At 47.4% G+C, this 14,267-nt stretch carries 16 protein-coding genes; 14 read left to right on the forward strand and 2 right to left on the reverse strand.

Features of this window, described 5'->3' with window-relative positions; all coding sequences use genetic code 11:
- Window positions 1–3: 3 nt before the first annotated feature.
- The 14 genes from DWX84_RS18355 to DWX84_RS18420 all read left to right on the forward strand — a co-directional run bounded on the left by DWX84_RS18355 (window position 4) and on the right by DWX84_RS18420 (window position 12,273).
- On the forward strand, window positions 4–600 hold the full coding sequence (locus DWX84_RS18355) for a hypothetical protein (protein ID WP_005868889.1): 597 nt from the start codon (window positions 4–6) through the stop codon (window positions 598–600).
- Between the two features lie 6 nt (window positions 601–606).
- Entirely contained in the window at window positions 607–1,662 is a 1,056-nt protein-coding gene (locus tag DWX84_RS18360) for a hypothetical protein (RefSeq protein WP_005868890.1), read from the forward strand.
- A 4-nt stretch (window positions 1,663–1,666) separates the two neighbouring features.
- The gene (locus DWX84_RS18365; RefSeq protein WP_005868891.1) at window positions 1,667–2,365 is read left to right on the forward strand and encodes a hypothetical protein; all 699 of its coding nucleotides are present in this window, start codon (window positions 1,667–1,669) and stop codon (window positions 2,363–2,365) included.
- Entirely contained in the window at window positions 2,352–3,635 is a 1,284-nt protein-coding gene (gene traM / locus DWX84_RS18370) for a conjugative transposon protein TraM (protein WP_005868892.1), read from the forward strand. Before DWX84_RS18365 ends, traM begins: the two co-directional genes overlap by 14 nt.
- Window positions 3,632–3,817 (forward strand): hypothetical protein, encoded by a 186-nt coding sequence (locus tag DWX84_RS18375; RefSeq protein ID WP_007564699.1) that lies wholly within the window; start codon window positions 3,632–3,634, stop codon window positions 3,815–3,817. The genes traM and DWX84_RS18375 overlap by 4 nt, the downstream gene beginning before the upstream one ends.
- Window positions 3,818–3,829: 12 nt before the next feature.
- Window positions 3,830–4,942, forward strand: coding sequence for a DUF4138 domain-containing protein (locus DWX84_RS18380; protein ID WP_005868893.1), 1,113 nt, complete (start codon window positions 3,830–3,832; stop codon window positions 4,940–4,942).
- The gene (locus tag DWX84_RS18385) at window positions 4,939–6,411 is read left to right on the forward strand and encodes a DUF3945 domain-containing protein (protein WP_005868895.1); all 1,473 of its coding nucleotides are present in this window, start codon (window positions 4,939–4,941) and stop codon (window positions 6,409–6,411) included. Before DWX84_RS18380 ends, DWX84_RS18385 begins: the two co-directional genes overlap by 4 nt.
- 18 nt (window positions 6,412–6,429) lie before the next feature.
- Complete coding sequence (locus tag DWX84_RS18390) at window positions 6,430–6,615, forward strand: hypothetical protein (protein WP_005868897.1); 186 nt, start codon at window positions 6,430–6,432, stop codon at window positions 6,613–6,615.
- Between the two features lie 3 nt (window positions 6,616–6,618).
- Window positions 6,619–7,812: an ArdC family protein gene (locus tag DWX84_RS18395; protein ID WP_005868899.1), complete on the forward strand. Its 1,194-nt coding sequence runs from the start codon at window positions 6,619–6,621 to the stop codon at window positions 7,810–7,812.
- Window positions 7,790–8,173 (forward strand): single-stranded DNA-binding protein, encoded by a 384-nt coding sequence (locus DWX84_RS18400; protein ID WP_007564694.1) that lies wholly within the window; start codon window positions 7,790–7,792, stop codon window positions 8,171–8,173. Before DWX84_RS18395 ends, DWX84_RS18400 begins: the two co-directional genes overlap by 23 nt.
- A gap of 11 nt (window positions 8,174–8,184) precedes the next feature.
- Window positions 8,185–10,131 carry a type IV secretory system conjugative DNA transfer family protein gene (locus DWX84_RS18405; RefSeq protein ID WP_005868904.1) on the forward strand — a complete coding sequence of 649 codons (1,947 nt, stop codon included), beginning with the start codon at window positions 8,185–8,187 and terminating at the stop codon, window positions 10,129–10,131.
- A 22-nt stretch (window positions 10,132–10,153) separates the two neighbouring features.
- A complete protein-coding gene (locus DWX84_RS18410) occupies window positions 10,154–10,573 on the forward strand; it encodes a hypothetical protein (protein WP_005868906.1) in 420 nt (139 codons plus the stop codon).
- Between the two features lie 135 nt (window positions 10,574–10,708).
- Window positions 10,709–11,734: a toprim domain-containing protein gene (locus DWX84_RS18415; RefSeq protein WP_005868908.1), complete on the forward strand. Its 1,026-nt coding sequence runs from the start codon at window positions 10,709–10,711 to the stop codon at window positions 11,732–11,734.
- Between the two features lie 53 nt (window positions 11,735–11,787).
- Window positions 11,788–12,273, forward strand: a complete 486-nt coding sequence (locus DWX84_RS18420) for a hypothetical protein (protein ID WP_005868909.1) — start codon at window positions 11,788–11,790, stop codon at window positions 12,271–12,273.
- Window positions 12,274–12,372: 99 nt separating this feature from the next.
- On the opposite strand, the gene DWX84_RS18425 is transcribed toward DWX84_RS18420, so the two are convergent.
- Window positions 12,373–13,620 carry a PcfJ domain-containing protein gene (locus tag DWX84_RS18425; protein ID WP_005868910.1) on the reverse strand — a complete coding sequence of 416 codons (1,248 nt, stop codon included), beginning with the start codon at window positions 13,618–13,620 and terminating at the stop codon, window positions 12,373–12,375.
- A gap of 1 nt (window position 13,621) precedes the next feature.
- On the reverse strand, window positions 13,622–14,032 hold the full coding sequence (locus DWX84_RS18430; protein ID WP_005868911.1) for a PcfK-like family protein: 411 nt from the start codon (window positions 14,030–14,032) through the stop codon (window positions 13,622–13,624).
- Window positions 14,033–14,267 lie beyond the last annotated feature (235 nt).

The raw sequence follows: 14,267 nt of genomic DNA on the forward strand, positions 1-14,267 counted from the left end.
GTCATGAAAAGAATCATTCTCATACTCGGACTTGCCGCCTCGATAGGGCTGATGGGAACCGGCAGTGTTCATGCCCAGTTCGTCGTGCATGATCCCGGCCACACCCTGCTGAACTCAACGGAATGGATCGCCAATGTCAAGAAATGGGTTACACAAATCAATGAAATGATCGATGCCCAGGAACTGCGGCTCGGCCTGCAAAAGATCGACCAGTTGAAGGAACTCAAATCATTGAAAGAGCTTGCCGACCTGCTGGACGACGTAGCCTGCCTGAGCAGCGACTACAGCTTTTACCTGAACGTAGGATCGAATTACCACTGCCTGAAATTTCTCAACTTTCAGCGTGTGACCGTCAATCTGAGCCTGAGTACCGACCTGCTGTTCAAGGTGGCCACCGTGACCAGTTACTTCTCGATGAACTCGGAAGGGCGCATGTCCTTTATCGAGCAGGTGAAGGAATCGGTGGAAAAAGCCGCCGAAGAGATGCGTGAGTTTAACGAATCCGTGCGTTCCACGGTCATTTACAAATCCATGAAGGGGCATAACCGGAAGACCTATTACCAGGGACGGTTGGCCGCTTTCACACGACACACCAATTAAAGCGTTATGAATCAAGATAATTTTCTCTGGGGACTTCAGATCACGGACGGTCTGACGATGGAACTCGTTTCGCAAATGACAGTCATCGCCTTCGGTGTTGGTGTCATCTGCTTTATCTGCAACCTAGCATACAACTATCTCTATCACGGAGCCAGCCAGCTGTTAAGCCCGAATGAGGACAAATTTCCCGACATGATGGAAATCGCCCGTTGCCTGGTACTGTTCTTCTGCCTAAGCATATACACCCCCATCGCCCAAACCATCGTAGGCACGATGGAAGTAATCAACGAAGCCACCTCGCTGACCTCCGAGCGTGCGCAGGAATTTGCCCAGTTCATGGCACAATCAGCCATCGAACAAGGAGAGATGATTGCCGAATACGACAAACACAGCCTCCAGTCGGAGGTAGCAGCCGGAGAAGACAGCACCGGCGCCATGCAGCACGAACTGGATAAAAAGATGGAAGAGGACGAAATGACCGGTGTACGCTCCAGCGTGGAGAAGATTGTGCAGCTGCTCAACCCCGCCAACCTCGCCACCCTTGTGCTTCATGGCATTTCCGCCCTATTGGTAGGAATCATACAAGTAGTCATCTTGGGTATCGGCGTGGTCATTGTCAAGCTACTGGTCATTCTCGGCCCGTTTGTCTTTGCCGTAAGCATGTTGCCGGTCTTTCAGAAACAGTTGAGTATCTGGTTCGGTACGCTCTGCTCCGCCTGTATGGTATTCACCGTCATCAATATTCTGAACCAAATCATATGGCAGACCTTCAAGGCCATCTATACGGAAAGTGCCGACATGGTGGACGCAGCTACGCAGCAGATACAATATTTAGGAATGGATCTCGCCCTGATTGGTGCTTATTGCAGCTGTTTCTGGCTATCCTCCAAAATCGTAGGACACAGCGATGCCGGGAAAATCATTTCGAAAACCGTGTCAATCGTCACCACGGCGGCCACCATCGCCCTGATGGGAGGCGCAGCGGCAGGCGGCAAGCTGACCAACGTAGGCGGTGCCGCCTCTATCGGGGCAAGTTTCATAAACGACAACAATAAAAAATAGAACTATGAATCTGATGAAATTCAAAGGAGCAGATGATGCGGTCAAGCTGACTATCCGGCTTTCAGCCGGGTACTGCATCATTCTGACTATCGCTTTTGCCAGCAGTATCATCTTCCTTATCAACAAAATAGAAAAAGCATACGGCCAGGCTCTCGTCATCGACAGGCAGGGAGAAGTCTATGAGGCAAGCAGCCTGTCTGCCAGCGATATGCGGCAATACGAATACATGAACCATGTAAAGACCTTCGTAACCCACTGGTATGCCTTTGACGAGAGCAGCTACGAGAAGAACATTTCGCTTGCGCTCAACCTCATAGGCAACAAGGGGAAGGAGCTGTTGAACGAGTACAACGATGTGAATATGCTGAACTCACTCATACAAAAGAATATCCGTTACGGGGTACGCATCAAGGATGTAGAGATTAACACACAAACGATACCCGTTTCCGGAAAGATAATCTTCACGCAGACCGGGTACCGGGCACGGGGAAGCATCTCACGTAATATCGAAGCGGAGTTCACCATCTATGATATGCTGTCCCGCAGCGAGGAAAATGCGCACGGAGCCAAGATAGAAGATTGGATTGTCCGCTATTCCGAACCCGTGGAAAGCAACGGCACCAACACATCGCAGGCAGCTTCTCCGGGCAAGAATGAAAACCAGTCAGAAACCTCTAAACCAACCGACCATGGAACCGAATAAACTTATCAAAGACAAGAACAAGCTGTTGATGGCCATCCCGGTAATCCTGGGCATCCTCTTCCTTTATGTATTCTTCATCCGTGAGGACGGGAACGTGCCGTCAGGGAGTGACAGACAGGCCGCCTCGCAAGCCTTTTTGGAACCACAGTCGGAAATGGCCGACAAGGTGAACGACAAGATGGAAGCCTATAAGCAGGACAAACTGGAAGAGCAGGAGAAGGCACGCATCCTGAAAGAGTCTCAGGTCAAAGGATCTGATTTTTACTTCGAGCTGCAAAACCAGCAGGAGCGGTATGACCGTGCCACACTGGAGCGCATCCGCCGTATGCAGAACGATCCGTACAGCGAAGTCATGGCAGAATACGGAGGTGGCCGGAACGGACGCTTCTCTCATCAGCTGGAAAGCCAACTGGACGGACTGGAGGACGAGCAAGCGCTCAACGAGATTATCCGGGAAGCCAAGAAGAACTCACGCATCCGCAAGGAACTGGAAGAATCCGACAAATACCGCAAGCGCATGTATGAACGGATTGTCAATTATGACCAAGAGGGAAAAACGGAGAAAGCCGCTGCCAACCCTTCCGGCCATCCATCCGCCGACAGCCTGATGCAAAAAGGCCCGATCTACCATGCCGAAAACGGCAAGCGGGTACGCCGCCAACCGACCTCCGCACCGGGAAACAGCAACCTCTTCAGGGCTTGCATCCACGGCGACCAGACCGTAGTCACGGGCAGTACGGTACGGATGCGGTTGCTTCAGGACGTAACCCTATCCGGCATGAAGATACCGGCCAACACGCTGTTTTACGGTATCGCCACTTTGGGAGCCAACCGCCTCGATGTGGTAGTCAGCAACCTGAAGGTAGGAGACAACCTCAATCCCGTATCGGTGGTTGTCTTCGACAATGATGCCATGGAAGGTTTGAACCTGCCCAATAACCTGAAAGCCAGTGCAGCCAAGCGTATGGAACAAGGTCTTGTACAGAACATTGACATGCCGCTCTCTTCCATCGGCACGATGGCCAGCGAAGTGACCAGCGTAGTCAACGCCACCACCCAGGTAGCCAAGCAAATCTTGAACATGAGCCTCTCACAAGTGAAGGTACATCTCAAGTCCAACTACGAAATGTATATCCAAGAAGAGAGTCAGGAATCGAAGTTGCGTAGGCAAGCCGTGCAAGCGGAGTTACAGAAGCTCTATGAGCAAATGGAACAAGAGAAAACGAACAAGAAAAATCATCCCCTTCAAACATTGATAGACAAATTATGATAGACATTCTCAATTACCTGCTTGCGCTGTCAGCGGTCTTTTTCGGCTATCGGATCTACGTATCACGCCGGAACGGACGAGCCTTTAAAGAAATCCGTCCGCTGACCGTTTCTTTCGGCATTACCCTGCTTCTTCTATGGGGCATTACCGTATTCACCGCCTTTTTTTCAAGAACCGTTTAACATATCGACAACATGAAGAAATATATTTATCTACTGTTTTACTGCTTTGTGTGCAGTCTGCCGCTCTTCGCTCAGGAAAACGGCACTCCCCGGAAACAAGCCATCAGCCAAAAAGACATCTTTATCTCTTTCGACTGTGTGAAACACCTGGTATTTCCTGTGCAAGTATCTGATATCGCCATCGGCGAACAGGAGCTTGTCATGGCCAGCCGGGTAGAAGAGGCGCCCCATATCGTCAGGCTCTCGGCGCAAGCGGAAGGATTCACCGAAGAGACCAACCTGACCGTAGTCTGCATCGACGGAAGCGTTTACACCTATCACATCCGCTACCTTCCCGAAGGCGGCACGGATTCGTACCCGAACATTTACGAGGACAACGGGAAATGGCAGCACCATGACTATCAGGCAGAAGTCAGCGACCTCCATCTGGCCGAGTTCTTCTTTCCGGAGGACATCGCTTACGGAACGCCCGGCAACGAGGTGTCCTTCACTCTGGCCGCCTACAACAACCAGTTGAAAGTATCAACCGCCAAAGATGCCGTGGCATATTCCAACCTGTTTGTGGTGGATAAGGCCATGAACACTTACCACATCACCATCAAACGGGGCAATACCTCCGTATTCACCTACAATTTTGATGACCAGCGCAAATATACCGCCCATGTGGATGTGAACAGCGAGGAAATGGAAAGATGCATCCAAGAGCTGCGCACCAAGAAGCGCAACATCTACAGCCTGGGGGTCATCGAGAACAAGTTTGAGTTGTCAATGGCCAATCTGTATGTGCATGAGGACTTCATGTTTTTCATCTTTGACCTGAAAAACAAATCATACATCGACTACGACATCGAGTTTGTCAAATGTTTCCAGCGTGACCAAAAGAAGAGCAAGAACGCCATCCAGCAAGAAACGACCATCGAACCTATCTATCAGAAAGATTTTGATACGAAAATCAAGGGCAAGAGCCGGAACCGGCTGATACTTGGTTTCGACAAATTCACGATACCCGATGATAAGGTATTCGAGATCGAGATTTACGAGCGAAACGGCGGGCGGCACATCAAGCTGGCCGTGTTGAACGAATACATCCTTTCCGCAGAACCCTTATACAAGCCACAGCCATGAAACTGAGAGAAGCATTAGACACCTATATGTTCGACAACGTGGGACAGTTCGGCGGCATCGCCGAATCACTGGGCTATCAGACCGAATACCGGGACGGATATTTCCGGTTCCGCAAAGACGGGGAAGAGCTGAGCATGAGCGTAAGCGAAATCAGGGAAAAAGCCGGAGCAAAGTACGATGAAAGCCTTCGTGACCAATCAAAAGAACGTGTATCCGCCCTTTTTGACAAGGAACGTGCCAATGATCCTAAATATGTCGCCGAGCTGGAGAAGGATGGCATCAGCATCAAGCGGTGGGAGAACCTGAAGGGACATGACAAGGACGGCTTTACCGTCATCGACCATCGCCTGAAGGTATGCTACACCGGACAGTCGCTCTATGAATACGCCTACAAGCAAGGGAACATCCTCGACGGGAAAGGCACCAAGCTGGAAAAGGGTGTCATGTCTGATTTGATGGAGATACACGGCAAACCGGGGAAGCTCCGTTTCAACGATGACGGAATCTCCGTATTCTACCGCAAAGAGGCGTTGGTTATCCCGGACAAGGTGCTGGGAAAGAAGTTGGGCAAGAAAGAGAAAGAACAGCTGCTTGCCGGTGACATCGTACCCATCACCGTAAATAAGAAGGACATCCTGCTGCAAGTTGACCGGGATCTGAACTCCGTCATCCTGCGCACCAACCAGGAAATCAAGATTCCCGACATCATCGGGCAGACCAGCGAATATGGCGGCTACAAGTTAACCAAAGCCGACAAATACCTGCTCGCCAACGGCCATGCACTGGAGAACAAGCTGCTGCACAGTCCGGAAGGCTACTTCATTGCCGACATCCAACTGACGGATGACAGGAAAGGAGTCATGATACAGAACATACAGAGTATCACTCCCGGCAAGGCACAAGAGCTGATCAAGGCCATGACCCCCAAACTGGAAGCCCATGCGGCCAACATAGAAGCTGCAAAAGAGCAAAAACACGAAGAGGGGCGCAATATGGAAGCCGAGTTTAAGGAAGCGGTGGGCAAACATGACTTTGAAAAAATCGGGAAGCTCAAAGAGGAAGGATATAAACCCAGTGAAGAGTTTATCAAAGGAATCGGTAAGGAACACGGTCTGGATGAAAGGCAAACCCATGAAGTCATCCAGCTGTTCGGCACCAAGCCGGAAGAACAGGGCGAACATGAAAGGCAGGCCGCACGTCTGTTGGATGCCGCACAGACCGACAACTTTCATGTCATCCAAGAGATACAGAAAGAAGGGTACCGGCTCACTCAAGAAGACCTTACCCGGATGCGTGAAACGGGTGTGCAAGCCAACACACTGATAGCCGTACAAAAGATTTTCGGGATGGAAGGCAGCACAAAGACACTGGGAGATGTCAAACTGGCCAGCACACCCAAACCCGACAACAGCAAGGAAATGGCCCGTCCGATAGCCAGCACCATCAACCGGGCTTTCAATGACTTATAACCTAAAAAATCAGGAATTATGGATTACGATGAATTAGTACAGAAAAACATTGCAGGAGAAATCAGTGACTTAGAGTTTCTACTTGCACAGGAAGAGCTTGCACAAGCCTATCAAGAAGAGATGGCTGCCAAGCAGCAAGAGACAAACAACCAAACGGCCAGAGAATGGCTGCTTGATTACGAGAACAGAAATCTATACCAATAAATCATGGATACAGCAAGTGATAAAGCATTACAGCGTTTCGCCGAACTGATGATCGAAAAGATAAAGCAGGTGGAAGACAACTGGCAAAAGCCTTGGTTCGGGATAAAGGGTGGGGGACTTCCGCAAAATATCGAGGGAAGAACCTACAACGGAGTAAATTCCTTCATGTTGTTTCTACTTTCGGAAAAAGAGCAGTACAGCCTGCCGGTCTATATGACCTTCATGCAAGCCAAAGACAACGGCCTTAACATACTGAAAGGAGAAAAGTCATTCCCAGTCATTTACTGGAATTTCTCAGTAAGAGACAAGAACGGAAAGAAAATACCTTTCGACGTATATAAGAACCTGGATAAAAACGAGCAGCAGGAATATAAGGTCACGCCGTTTCTGAAGACATACAATGTGTTCAACGTACAGCAGACCAATCTTCAGGAAACGAAACCGGAGAAATGGGAAGCATTGAAGGAGCAATTCAAGATACCGGCCATCAAGGACGAGCAAGGGATGCTCACCGTGCCTCTGATTGATGCGATGGTACGGGAACAGCAATGGATCTGCCCCATTTATTCCAAGGAAGGAAATAGTGCTTACCATGCAAGGGGAGAAGATAACCATATCGTCGTACCCCTGAAGGGGCAGTTTAAGGACGGAGAGAATTTCTACTCCACACTACTGCATGAGATGGCGCACTCGACTGGAGAACCTGAGCATCTGAACCGGGAAAAAGGCGTGATTTTCGGAGACAAGCAATATGCCAAAGAGGAACTGGTTGCCGAACTCACCTCCGCTACCGTCGGGCAAAGCCTGGGAATATCCACCCATATCCGGGAAGAAAATGCCATGTATCTAAAAAACTGGCTGGGAGCCTTGAAAGAAGATCCCAAATTCATCTACAACATCCTTGCCGATGTAGGAAAAGCCAGCAATATGATTCAGGAACATACCGCACGGATGGAACAGTACCTCACACCGGAGGAACGGTTCACGCAGGCCGTCCTGCAAGACAACCGTCCGGTATTGGAGCAGATGAAAAACGAAGGTTTTACCCCTTCATCACGGTTATTGGAAAGTGTTGCGGCAAACCATCCTACAGCCGACAACCTTGAAACGCTACACAGCACTTTCGGCATTTCGCTGCCTTCCATGGAAGCGGAGCCAGCCATGAAAAATATGAATGAGCCACAGCTCGGATTATAAACTTTTAAAAACCATCATTATGTTTACAGGACAAATTATCGGTTATGTCGGTGCGGATGCCCGGCAGAACAAGAACGGAAAAGGATTCAACTTCCATGTATCCACCAAGTACAAGAACGTGAACAACGAGGAACAGACCCTATGGGTATGCTGTTTCGTGAATTACGAGAGTAAAGTCTTTGAGTATCTGAAAAAAGGGACACAGGTATATGTCTGCGGCGATGTGTATGCCGATGTATTCCAGAAGGATGACGGTAGCCACATCCCATCCGTCAGCCTGACCGTCTCACGCATTGAGTTACTGGGAAAGGCAGAGAAAAAAGAGAGCGGTGACGGAACGGCATCCGGACAACCCCAATAACAGCAACGGCCATGGAAAGAGAGAAGAAAGACCTGTCATTCATCCTGATCCTGCTATCCACGCTCATCGGGACAGCCGTACTGTTTCAGTGGGCTATCGTTACGGGATTATACGCTCCACTACGTAATCCGGCCATGTGGGAAAGGCTGATGGAGAAGGATATCCTATTCCGGTTTCTCTACGTTATCCTGATCGGAGGCCTCGCTTTTCTCTTTCCGGTTGGCAAAGTGAAAGACGAAAACAAGAAATGGGTTTACACCAGTATGACACTGGTTACGGCATCCATGCTGGTTGTCGGATTCAGCCGGTTATCAGCGTGGTATAACCTATTTGTATTTCCCATTCTATTCGTAGCGTACACGCTGCTTGTCATCAAGACTCTGCCTTATTTCATCCGGCGTCATGCCCAATCCGATGATAGCATTTTCGGGTTAAGCCGGGAAGAATCGGCTTTCTACTTCCGCTTTGAAACCGCCTCCGGGCCGCTGGTCATCCATAAGCCGCAGCAGAATGTCTATATCGACGGCGGTCCGGGAAGCGGTAAATCAGAGAGCTGGATCAAGGGAATCATCTACCAGTGCGCCGAGCGCAACTATGCCGGATTCGTGTACGATTGGGAGGGTGATCCCACCAAGGACAAGTCACCCATCCTCTCACGTATCGCATACGGAAGCATCGAACATTTCCGGAACAAGGGGATGGAAACACCCCGTTTCGCCTATATCAACTTTGTGGATATGTCACGCACGGTCAGGGTGAACGTACTTTCTCCGCAATACATGTCAAAGGGAAACGAATCGCTATTCATCCGCAATATCATCATGACACTGATGAAGAATCTGGAAGCAAGCTGGAAGGAAAAGACCGACTTTTGGGCCAACAATGCCATCAACTACGTCTATTCAATCGCCTATAAATGTTTCAAGGAAAGGAAGCTTGGTATCTGTACGCTGCCCCATGTGATAGCCCTTGCCCTTTCTGACAGCAACCTAGTATTCCACTGGCTGTCGGAAGATCCTGAAATCGCATTGAACATGTCCTCCATGCTGACCGCCTGGAAACTGGGTGCACAACAGCAGACAGCCGGAGCCGTATCATCCGCACAGACTCCGTTGGTACTCCTGAACAACAAATACATCTTCTGGGTGTTGTCGCCACTTCCCGAAGAAGAGTTCTCTTTGGATATAACCAACAAGGAACACCCAACGCTGTTATGCGTAGGCAATGCGCCCACCATCAAGGAAGCCGTTTCCCCTGCTATTTCCTGCATCGGCAGCGTCTTGATGTCACAGATGAACAATCCCGGCAAAGCGACCAGCATATTCATGGTAGATGAATTTCCGACCATCCTGTTGCAAGGCATTGACACTTTCATCGGAACCGCCCGGAAGCACAATGTCGCTACCATTCTCGCCGTTCAGGACTTCAACCAAGCGGTCAGGGACTATGGAGAGAAAAGTGCCAACATCCTGAAAGCCTCCTGCGGAACGCAGGCTTACGGTATGACCGGAAATGAGAAGACCGCCAAAGACATCGAGAACTTGCTTGGGGAGAAGAAAGAAGCGCAAGAATCTTATTCACACCAAGCCGGTGGCAATAACAGTGTCACGGAGAGCCTGCAAAAAGAAAAAGTCTTAAAGGCAAGGGACATTGCCGGACAAGCAGCCGGACACTTCATTGGCAAGATTGCCGGAGGCAAGCCGCCATTCTTCAGCGTGCAGATGGATATGTGCCGTTTTGAAGAGAAGGAGATACCCCGTTTCTCCTTACCGGTCAAACTGGGCAACGGCAAAGAAGAGATGGAACTGGAAATCCTGGAAGAGATTATCCAGCAGAACTACATCAAAATCATTGAAGATGTCAACGCCATCCTCAAAAAGATAGAGGACAAATTAAAAGAAAAGTCAGCAGTTCCGCCAACCGGGACACACAAGACAGAACAAAAAATCATCCGATAACATTCAACAAAAGAATCCTACCATGAGAAAAATTCATTCATTATTAGCGGCAGCCTGCTTATTGGCCGCTTCATGCAACAAAGAGGAAATCCAATCGGAAACAGACAAAGCCGGCATGTATCACATCACCGTAGCCGTAACCGGTTCCTCACCCAAAGGCAGTGTGCATATATATAATCTTGACGGCGTGAGATTCAGGAACGAACGCACCGGTACCTCCGCAGCTTCCGTAGATGAGAGTTTCACCGATAAAGCGGAATACAGCACGGAAAAGCCTGTCAGCCAAATTACCGTGCAAGGCATTCTCTATTCAAAAGAGAGTGCTATCATCACCATGCAGATAAAAAAAGACGGGGAAAGCGTATTCAACCAGAGCAAACAGTTGGAGGCCGTTCCCGGTATAGACACTACTGTTGATTTGGTTTACAGTACCTTGAAATAAAAATGCAGACGAATCAAAAAACATATACTTTCTCTTCCATATTTAGATGATATTTCTTATCTTTATGAAAGATAATCTTTCTCATTTATAATCTAAGCTCAGATAAAATGAGATTCAACTAATCCAGTCAACGTTATGAAAGTCGATTTCAATCAGATAAAAACAACCATTTCTCTGCCCGATTTCCTGCTGGAACTAGGATGGAAAATCGTGGAAGGCTCTTCCAACTCCTGTCCCAAAATGAGCAACGGAACGCATACCATCGTCATCAAGCGGAACTCGCAGAACCAATACACCTATTGGGACGTGCATAGTGACAGCGTGCGTGGCCGCAGTATCATGGATCTGATGCAGGAACATCTATTTGAAACAACCGGAAAAATGCCGTCCTTGCGCGAGGTGGGGGAGATCCTTCAGAACTACATCAACACCAACCGCATCACGACACCCGAAAAAAGCCGGTATGAAGTAGGTAACACAAGCATGAGAGCGGACGAACTTCAATTCTACTTGAGCCAGCTACAACCCTACAAGGGCAATTATCTCCAGAAAAGAGGTATCCTGAAAGAAAGCATTGAAAGCCGGTTCTTCAAAGACACTTTCTTTATCCGTGAGGTAAAGAACAAAGGGAGTGTTTACCGCAACGTGTGCATCAAGATGTACAATGAAAACGGTGTGCAAGCCATTTCTCAACGAAATGAAACATTCAAAGGGATTATCGGTGGCAAGTTCGACTGTCTGGCGACCAGCAACCATGACAAAAGCCGCCCGATAGACATTCTCTACATTGGGGAGTCATTTATAGACTGTATCTCCCACTATCAATTACGCCATTCCGGAAACGACCTCAATCTTGTATATGTATCTACGGAAGGGACATTCACGGAAGGACAAATGAGGCTATTACGCCTGATTCTTGACAAGAACCAGGTAAAGGAGCTCCGGAGCATCTTTGACAACGACAAACAAGGGCACAAGTACACTCTATGGCTGCATCGTTACTTTCATGGCGATACGACTGATGTCGAGAGCCTGAGTAACGATGAACTCCGCAACAAGGTACGGAAACTGAAGAACGTCGAACTTTCGGAAAACAAGGATTGGAACGATGATCTGAAAATCTCGTGTGGCATCTGTTCCTCCACGGAGGACGGCCAGTAACCTCATAGATTTGCTCCATCACATAATACGACAACCTATAAAATCAGATCAATATGAATATCAAGCATTTATTTTTTTGTATGCTGCTCATTGCCTTTTCCTCATGCAGCAAACCCGGCTATGAGAAGGCCATTGCGGAATGGGTTCAGACAGATTCTCACGGCACCTGGACGGATTTAAAGTTCGAACTACTGGAAGTGTTGGAAACAGAAGACGTCACCGTATCGGACAGCCTGTGCTACCTGAACAACAAAAGCGCACAATTATCCGCTGTCATACAGAAAGCGGAAAGTCCCCGTGCCTTATTCAAACCGTCCTTTTCCGCCTATATGGAAGCCGAAAAAAGCCTGAAAGCAACGGATGCCATGAAAGCCATGTACCTGCACCGTGACAGTACGGAAGTTATCGGCAAGATATTAAAATGCAGGTATGCCATCGTCCAGCCACACTCAGGGGTGCAGCAGAAAAAGACGGCTTCTTTCCTATTGTCCCCCGACATGGAAAAATGTATCGGCAAACTAAAGCCGACAAGCAAATAATCCGAGCGTAACGATGTGTAGCGACAACGTTTTTTGGGGTTCTTTTTTGGGCGTCTTCCAAAAAAGAACTCCCACACATTTAGATGTGTGGGCTATTCATTACACTACCATCCTTTCCCTTATCAACGGTATATTATCCCGTACCAAATTCAGAATCCGGTCATGATAGGCTGATAATTGGTTAGACTTTCCACGACACTGGCACACCTCCATCCTGCTAAGTGAAAACTCCACCGTTTCCATGCGCCTTCCATCCACCGTTGCCGACATTATCAACGAATCTTCTCTCTTATAATAGGCGTTGCTGAATACACAATGATGCAGCAACTTTCCCTCTTTGTAAAAGTCCGAAAGGCTTTCCAATACCCGAACCATAATATTTCCATCCGCAAACGAAAGATTAAAGAAACGTGATTTGGCAGCAATATAGTCTTTTTCATCCTTTTCAGAATATTTTTTCTTACATTTCCCCATCACCCAATCATGCGCTTCTTCTACATTCAACGGACACAAATAATGAGGATTTCTCGCATCCAATTTATTTTCTATCAGCATATCCACATAGTCCAGCCACAAGTCCGCATCATGTATCACATAGTCATGTCTTAAACAGATTTTTACATACGTCCAATACTTATCTATACCGTATTTTCTCTCTAAAAATCTCAAGAACAAATTCATTTGCCCTGCCTTATATAATATCTCCATCCGATTATCAGTTAATAATGTCATAAAGAAGGAACTCGGACAAATATCATAAAAGGCACCCTTAAATCCATTCCTCGTAAGTTCGGGTATCACTTTCATTCTCGGATAGATAACTGCCGGGCAAATATCATAAATACGGTCATGATGCACATTCCGCTTACGCAATTCCAAAGAACTTCCATATATCCATGCATCGTAATAAAATATAGACATGCCCCGCAGCAAAGACAGCGTTTCTGTCTTCCCCTCTTTATTCATCCAACACTGTACCGCCTCAATTATAAAGTAATTAGCCGGAGACCCTTTTTTCAGCCGGCAGTCCACCATAAAAAAACGGATAACTTGATATTGCTTGTATGTAGTAATCACACAAAAATATTCTTTATATACAGCCGTCCTTTTCCTGCTATTCTCCAATTTCAGGTTCATACCGCAATGAGGACATTTACAGTTTTTCTTATCTTCCTTATCCCGCCATGTATGCCCACAATCCAAACAAAAGCAATTCCCCTTTGCATCACGCTTGAAATAATGCACAAAGCAATGTTTATAGGCATAACGCTTTTGAGCCTCTGAAACGGGAGCTAACTTCCTGCTCCCATTCACGATTTCCATTTGTAATTTTGTCTTGGGTTTCATATCAAAAAAGAGTTAACTGGGTTTGTACTTCGGTGTTGTTCTCACGTTTAGCTTGTTGACGCTTCTTCAACTTTGCCAATTCTTCCTCCTGCAATTTTTTGATAGCAGCCTCACGAGCCGCTTTCTTTTCTTCCTCTGACAATTCAACATGATGATTTACGACTACATTACATTTCAATGGGCTACCCACCTCAATATTATCTTCCTGATAATAGTGCAACGCCATACCAAAAATTTCATCATCACTAAAACCACAGCAACCGCTTTTCTTCACTTGGTTTAAAATATAGGTAATGCAATTATCTATATTCTTTGTAGGTTTTTGATAGACTGGAGCAAACAGACTATCCACCGCTGCCATATTATCAAGGTATGCCTTGATGGTACTTTTAAATTGTTCTGACACTTTCATAGTATATCATTTTTAGATTTCATTTCACAATAAGCCAATTTCACGAGAAACAAGGAGAATAGGCAAATAAGAGCCAACAACGTAACCGACACAACCTTTATCGGACTTGGCGTTATTACCGCTCCGACAAACATAGCCACTGCACAAAGAGCGATGATGACCGAAAAAACAAATTGAATGATTTGCATATACTTCTGCTACTTAGTTTGTTAAACTTCTAATTTTATGCTTCAGC

Source organism: Parabacteroides sp. AF21-43 (assembly GCF_003635435.1).
Classification (GTDB): Bacteria; Bacteroidota; Bacteroidia; order Bacteroidales; family Tannerellaceae; genus Parabacteroides; species Parabacteroides distasonis.

Bases quoted from the DNA above. Each gene is read 5' to 3' on its own strand.
- DWX84_RS18365 (WP_005868891.1), top strand. From the start codon at position 1,667: ATGAATCTGATGAAATTCAAAGGAGCAGATGATGCGGTCAAGCTGACT.
- DWX84_RS18360 (WP_005868890.1), top strand. From the start codon at position 607: ATGAATCAAGATAATTTTCTCTGGGGACTTCAGATCACGGACGGTCTG.
- DWX84_RS18410 (WP_005868906.1), top strand. From the start codon at position 10,154: ATGAGAAAAATTCATTCATTATTAGCGGCAGCCTGCTTATTGGCCGCT.
- DWX84_RS18395 (WP_005868899.1), top strand. From the start codon at position 6,619: ATGGATACAGCAAGTGATAAAGCATTACAGCGTTTCGCCGAACTGATG.
- DWX84_RS18405 (WP_005868904.1), top strand. From the start codon at position 8,185: ATGGAAAGAGAGAAGAAAGACCTGTCATTCATCCTGATCCTGCTATCC.
- DWX84_RS18425 (WP_005868910.1), bottom strand. From the start codon at position 13,620: ATGAAACCCAAGACAAAATTACAAATGGAAATCGTGAATGGGAGCAGG.
- DWX84_RS18385 (WP_005868895.1), top strand. From the start codon at position 4,939: ATGAAACTGAGAGAAGCATTAGACACCTATATGTTCGACAACGTGGGA.
- DWX84_RS18430 (WP_005868911.1), bottom strand. From the start codon at position 14,032: ATGAAAGTGTCAGAACAATTTAAAAGTACCATCAAGGCATACCTTGAT.
- DWX84_RS18415 (WP_005868908.1), top strand. From the start codon at position 10,709: ATGAAAGTCGATTTCAATCAGATAAAAACAACCATTTCTCTGCCCGAT.
- DWX84_RS18375 (WP_007564699.1), top strand. From the start codon at position 3,632: ATGATAGACATTCTCAATTACCTGCTTGCGCTGTCAGCGGTCTTTTTC.
- traM (WP_005868892.1), top strand. From the start codon at position 2,352: ATGGAACCGAATAAACTTATCAAAGACAAGAACAAGCTGTTGATGGCC.
- DWX84_RS18400 (WP_007564694.1), top strand. From the start codon at position 7,790: ATGAGCCACAGCTCGGATTATAAACTTTTAAAAACCATCATTATGTTT.
- DWX84_RS18420 (WP_005868909.1), top strand. From the start codon at position 11,788: ATGAATATCAAGCATTTATTTTTTTGTATGCTGCTCATTGCCTTTTCC.
- DWX84_RS18355 (WP_005868889.1), top strand. From the start codon at position 4: ATGAAAAGAATCATTCTCATACTCGGACTTGCCGCCTCGATAGGGCTG.
- DWX84_RS18380 (WP_005868893.1), top strand. From the start codon at position 3,830: ATGAAGAAATATATTTATCTACTGTTTTACTGCTTTGTGTGCAGTCTG.
- DWX84_RS18390 (WP_005868897.1), top strand. From the start codon at position 6,430: ATGGATTACGATGAATTAGTACAGAAAAACATTGCAGGAGAAATCAGT.